Below are 5,829 nucleotides of genomic sequence, written 5' to 3' on the forward strand. Positions count from 1 at the left end.
TACCAGCGGACCGCCCATAGGATGACCTCGCCGGTAAAATGCCGCCCTTTGAAATCGTCCATCACAACCGACCTTACCAATCCAAGGGCCCAACCTTGGCAACCGCATCAGAGTTTGCAACAGAGCCGTCACAGAAGCGTCAAACAGTTATCCTAGCTGTACAGTCGTTTCGATTCACGGAGAAGACAGGGTGGGCGGAGGGCTCGAGCCTCGGACGGCATGCTGTTCGATGGCGACGGCGAGCGCCCGACCGACTTCTGCCGCCGTGGAGGGACGTGCAGCCTTTCGGGTCGCTCGAAAGGCATTGGATAATGCTCAGAGGAGATATGAGGTGACGACATCTGCCGATCCGTTCAGCGTGGCCGTGATTTGCGACACGCAGAATTATTCCAGCTACCGCAACCAGCGGGAGGCAGGCTTTCCCTTCAACGCGCGTGAGATGTTGTGGGACATGATGCAGTATATCGCCGCCAACGCGCGCAAGAATGGTGGCGACATCGCCTTCGTCTCCGGTCTCGGCGATAGCTGGCAGCATCCGAGCAGCTGGGGGCCCGACGCTCCCCATGTCGAGCGCGGCGTGTCCTGCGTGCCCAATCCCGCGATCGAGGCGCTGATCCCCGCCTCTCCATCGCAAGTGCTGGAGGTCGAGATTCCCGCCATTCGCAAGGCATGGGGCATCATCGCGGACGAACTGCCCTTCTTCCTCGTCCCCGGCAATCACGACCATGACAATATCTGGAGCGACCCGGCCTTTCCGCCGGAGCCCGATGGCTGGTTTCGCGACGGCGCATCCTATGGCCTCGGTTCGCTGCATGTCGGTTCGCTCGACAACTGGACCGCGCATTTCGGCGACCAGTCCGAACTGTTCCGCGACAAGCCCTGGTATGTGTCCTCGCACAAAGACGGCTGCAATGCCGCGCAGGTCTTCAAGGGCGGCGGCTATCGTTTCCTGCACATCGGTATCGAGATGTGTCCGCAGGACGACATCATCGAGTGGGCGCAGTCCGTCATCGATGCCCATCCCGGCCTGCCGACGATCCTGTCCATCCATGAATTCATCAATGAAAAGGGCGAGCGTCAGTCGATCGACTATTTCGACCTCACCCGCATCGACCCGGACCGCAACAGCCCGCAGAGCCTGTGGGAAAAGCTGGTGGCCCCGAACGACCAGATATTGTGCACGCTGAACGGCCATTTCCATGGCGTGATGAACCGGATCGACACCAATGACCATGGCCACAAGGTCTACCAGTTCCTCGTCAACTATCAGTGCCGGAAGCAGACGTTCAAGGCGACCGGCTCCGACGCGGCAATCTTCGACGGCATCGGTGACGGCTGGCTGCGCCTGATGACCTTCGACCTGGCAGGGGAGGCGCCGACGCTGCGCCTGCGCGCCTATTCGACGCATTACAAGGCGTTCGCCTCCGACCTGCCGCTCTACACGCAATGGTATGGCCATGAGCATCCCGAGATGACCCCGGCCGAATTCGTCGGGCTGGACGAGTGCAACTTCGACCTCGACGATTTCCGGGAACGCTTCGGCATGCCGTCGCTCGCGGGGCAGGACGCCCGTGAGCCCGCACTGGCCGGCGACTGACCATGGCCTCGCTCGCCGACTCCCTTAAAGACGGCGCCGTCCCGGCACCGGACCCGGCATCCGCCGCCGGTCCGGTGCCGCGCGACGCGGACCGGCCGCGCGCCATGGCGTTCTACGTCCTCGCGCTGCTCTGTCTGATCTCGCTCCTCGGCTATTACGACCGCTATCTGGTCGCGATCCTGGTCGAGAGCATCAAGCATGATCTGGGGGTGAGCGACGGGCAGATCGGTCTGCTGACCGGCTTTGCCTTCGCTTTCGTCTATTCGATCATGGCGGTGCCGGTGGCGCGCTATTCGGACGGCGGGCGCCGCGTGCTCGTCCTCGGTGTGTCGCTGCTCATCTGGTCGGCGATGACGGCGCTGTGCGGGCTGGCGCCGGGCTTTGCGGTGTTGCTTGCCGCACGGCTCGGCGTGGGACTGGGGGAGGCGGGCGGCATTCCCACTACCCACGCCCTCGTCTCCGATTATTTCCCGGCCCGGTGGCGCGCAACGGCGTTGTCGGCGACGGTGGTGATCGGGGGCATTGGCTTCATGATCGCCAATGCAGCGGGGGGCTGGATCGCGGACAATTGGGGTTGGCGAGCGGCCTTTCTGGTGGGTGCGGTTCCGGCACCGTTTCTCGCGCTGCTGCTGTTCGCGACGGTGCGGGAGCCTGTCCTTCCGGTCAGAGCGGTCGGGACCGCGCCCAAAGGCATATGGCGTTCGGTGCGCAGCCTTCTCGCCCGGCGCAGCTATGCTTTGCTGTGCCTCGGGGTGGCGGTTGCGACCGTCGCCTCGGCCGCTACGCTCAACTGGATGCCGGCTTTCCTCATGCGGACTCACGGGCTGACGGCCGGGCAGGTGGGGGGCAGCTATGGCCTCATCATGGGCTTGTCGACAATTATTGCCCTGCTGGTCGGTGGTGTGCTCGGCGATGCACTGTTCCGGCTGAACCCGCGTTGGGGGATATATTTGCCGGCACTGGCATTCATGGGCGCTATGCCGCTCACCTTGGCCTTCCTGTTCGCGCAGGACCTGACCATGGCGCTGTTCATCGCGGCACCGATGACGGTGATGGCTTCGCTCGCGATTACGCCCGCCTATGCGCTGGTCCAGCGTCTGGCGGGGGCGGGCAACCGGGCGACAGCGACGGCGCTTTATCTCCTGATCGTCAACCTGTTCGGCATGGGGTCTGGACCGGCGGTAGCGGGCTGGATCAGCGACGCGCTGGCGAGTGAGTTTGGCCGGGAGTCCCTGAAATATGCGCTGGCCCTGATCTCCTCCGCCTATCTGGCGGGCGGCCTGCTGATCGCGTGCGGAGCGCGCAGCGTGGCGCACGACAGCGCGGCTGCCGACGCGGCCTGACCCCTTTTCCTCCACGCAAGACCGCTCGCCGGCATTCCCGCCGGCGGATGGCCCCGCTCACCTTTTTTTCTTCCTTCCAATCTCGGGATAATTTCCATGACCAGTCTTCTTCCTTTCCAGAAACGCCGGGCCGCGACCCTGCTGCTCCTCGGAACGGCCCTGCTCCCACTCCTTGCCTCGCCCGTCCATGCTGCCGGTGAAGGTGCGGACGAAGCGGGTGGCGATATCGTCGTCACCGCGCAGAAGCGCGAACAACGGCTGATCGACGTCCCCTCAACGGTCAGCGTCCTGACACCCGACGCCCTGCGGGAAGCGGGCGTGAAGGACTTGATCGACGCCTCGCGCCTGACTCCCGGCGTGGTCGTGTCACCCCAGATTTCCGGCGGTCGCACCATCCAGACCTTCACCATTCGCGGCATCGGCTATGATGATGTCCGGCCCAACGGCAATCCGTCCGCCGCCGTCAGCATCGACGGCGTCTATCAGGGTTCGGCGGCGCTGGTCGGCGGACAGATGTTCGATGTCGAACGCATAGAGATATTGAAGGGGCCGCAGGGCACGCTCTACGGCCAGAACACCACGGCGGGCGCGGTCAACATCATCTCGCGCCAGCCCACGGACACATGGGAGGGGGAGGCGCGCGTCGAATATGGCCGCTTCAACTCCTGGCGCGCGGAAGCTGGGGCGGGCGGCGCTCTGGCCGATGGCGTCAAGCTGCGGGTGGCGGGCGTCTTCGACCGCACCGACGGGTTCATGACCAATATCGGCACGCGCGGTGTCAGTGGATCGGCCAATCCTGCCGTCCCCGCGCTCGCCGATCCCGGCGTCAACACCGAGGCCAATCGCTCCCAATATTACGGCGGTCGCGCGATATTGCTGCTGGAGCCGACCGACGGCACAACGGTCACGCTTAATGCCCATGGTTTCCATGAATCCGGCGCGGTGCAATTTTTCGAGCGCACCGCCACGGTGCGCGGTTTTGCGCCGCTGGCGCCCTTTACGACCGATTCCGCCATCGATCCGTCGCTCGACAAGACCAGCTATGGCGGATCGGTCACGCTGAACCAGAAGATCGGCGGTGATATGCTGCTGGTCGCCATTCTCGGCTGGGAAAAGTTGAAGCAGCAATATTCTGCTGCGGTCGACGTGGTTCCGACGCGGCTCTCCGACATCATCTATCGCGACAATGTAGAGCAGGGGACGGCGGAACTACGCCTCCAGAATGCGACGCCCGGCCGGTTCGACTGGGTGGTGGGTGCAACGGCTTACAGGGACAAGGTGCGGCTGCGCAGTAACATCGACCTGACCGACGTCGTGCTCAGCACGCTCGCGGCCGACTATGTGCAGCGCCGTCGCAGCGTCGCGGGCTTCGCCGATGGCAGCATCCGGCTGGGCGGTCACTGGAAGATCGGCGCGGGTCTGCGCTACACCCATGACGAGAGCACGTTCGACGGCACGACCAGCGACCTGAACCCGTCCGGCGTCAGCATCGCGCAGGCCGTGTTCGGGCCGATGCCGTTCGTGTTCCACCGCACCTTCTCCGACAACAGCGTCTCGGGGCGCCTGAACGTCAGCTACGAAATCTCGCGCGCGGCCACGGCCTATGTGTCGGTCAGCCGTGGCTTCAAGGCGGGCGGCTTCGACGGCTCCACCTCCTTCACCCTGCCGGAGACGGACCCGTTCAAGTCCGAGCGCGTGTGGACCTATGAGGCCGGCATCAAGTTCCTGCCGCGCGGCGGCCCGGTGCAGATCGACGCATCCTTCTATTACAACGACTTCACCAATATGCAGGCCAGCCTCAACAAGCTCATCAACGGCCTGCCCAGCAACATCCGCACCAATGTCGGCAGCGCGCGCACCTATGGCGCGGAGGCGAACGTGACCGTGCGTCCGATCGCCGGGCTGGAGGTGCAGGGCGGTATTTCCCTTCTCGACAGCAAGATCCTCGACATGTGGTCGGATGTCGCGGCGGAGCGGGCGCGGCGGATCGGCAACCAGCTGCCCTTCGCGCCGAAGATGACGCTGACCGGTTCGATCCGCTATGCGATACCGCTGGGCGGCGACAGGGTGCTGACGCCGTCGGTCAATGGCCGCTTCGTCGACGATTATTACACCGAACTCGACAATTACCAGCCGATCAAGGGCTATTTCCTTGGCAATGCGCAGATGGAACTGGCATTTGCCGAAAGGATGACGGTGGGGGCATGGGTTCGCAACTTCACGAACAAGCGTTATGCCTCGGCCCTCTATGTCGCGCCGCCGACCTATTCGCAGTTGAGCGGCGCTCCGCGCACATATGGCCTGTCGCTCGGCTATAGATTCTGATCCCGGCACCCTGGTCGGCTCGACGCGTGATGGGCCGACCAGGGTGAGCCTGATGACTTCGGCAAGTGAAGCGGTCAGTCCGGACTTGGGATATGAAAGTTCGTTGGGGAATGGCCGGCAAGGGTCGGAGGTTCACATTCAGCAAATCGTCTTGTGGAACCGCCTCATGGCAGGGAATACGAGCAAGCAGCCCATTAATAGGGCAACTGCCATCGCACACTCTGCATTCGGCCACGGCAGGCTTCCAGTTTGCCATTCCTCCGGGGCGGATCATAGCGGATTGTCGAAATGCCGTTCAATGTAACCTCGTCGAACGCATAGGGGGGATCGCTGACCAGCAACCGACCGTTGATGGCCGCTCCATTTAAGTCCAGATCAAACTCTGACGGGGTGATTCCGGTGATCGCGGTGTAGACCATATCCCCAGGGTAATCCTCAGGGCTCTGTTGCAAACTCTGATGCGGTTGCCAAGGTTGGGCCCTTGGATTGGTAAGGTCGGTTGTGATGGACGATTTCAAAGGGCGGCATTTTACCGGCGAGGTCATCCTATGGGCGGTCCGCTGG

Annotated in this window: 4 protein-coding genes; 3 read left to right on the forward strand and 1 reads right to left on the reverse strand. The window is 63.5% G+C overall.

The genetic code is table 11. The features are described 5' to 3' along the window. Positions 1 to 331 precede the first annotated feature (331 nt). From HT136_RS25780 to HT136_RS25790, 3 genes are all read left to right on the forward strand, one after another. A complete protein-coding gene (locus tag HT136_RS25780) occupies positions 332 to 1,597 on the forward strand; it encodes a metallophosphoesterase family protein (protein WP_052322697.1) in 1,266 nt (421 codons plus the stop codon). Positions 1,598 to 1,599: 2 nt separating this feature from the next. Continuing rightward, the gene (locus HT136_RS25785) at positions 1,600 to 2,940 is read left to right on the forward strand and encodes a spinster family MFS transporter (protein WP_052322698.1); all 1,341 of its coding nucleotides are present in this window, start codon (positions 1,600 to 1,602) and stop codon (positions 2,938 to 2,940) included. A gap of 96 nt (positions 2,941 to 3,036) precedes the next feature. Continuing rightward, the gene (locus tag HT136_RS25790) at positions 3,037 to 5,265 is read left to right on the forward strand and encodes a TonB-dependent receptor (protein WP_039396046.1); all 2,229 of its coding nucleotides are present in this window, start codon (positions 3,037 to 3,039) and stop codon (positions 5,263 to 5,265) included. 194 nt (positions 5,266 to 5,459) lie between these two features. On the opposite strand, the gene HT136_RS25795 is transcribed toward HT136_RS25790, so the two are convergent. Further along, positions 5,460 to 5,829: energy transducer TonB (locus HT136_RS25795; protein WP_214202619.1), on the reverse strand; the 370-nt coding region annotated here is incomplete at its 5' end.

This window comes from Novosphingobium profundi (genome assembly GCF_018491765.1).
Lineage (GTDB): Bacteria > Pseudomonadota > Alphaproteobacteria > Sphingomonadales > Sphingomonadaceae > Novosphingobium > Novosphingobium profundi.

What these genes read in the sequence shown, in the direction of transcription:
- HT136_RS25785 (WP_052322698.1), top strand. Translation starts at nt 1,600, where the DNA reads ATGGCCTCGCTCGCCGACTCCCTTAAAGACGGCGCCGTCCCGGCACCG.
- HT136_RS25790 (WP_039396046.1), top strand. Translation starts at nt 3,037, where the DNA reads ATGACCAGTCTTCTTCCTTTCCAGAAACGCCGGGCCGCGACCCTGCTG.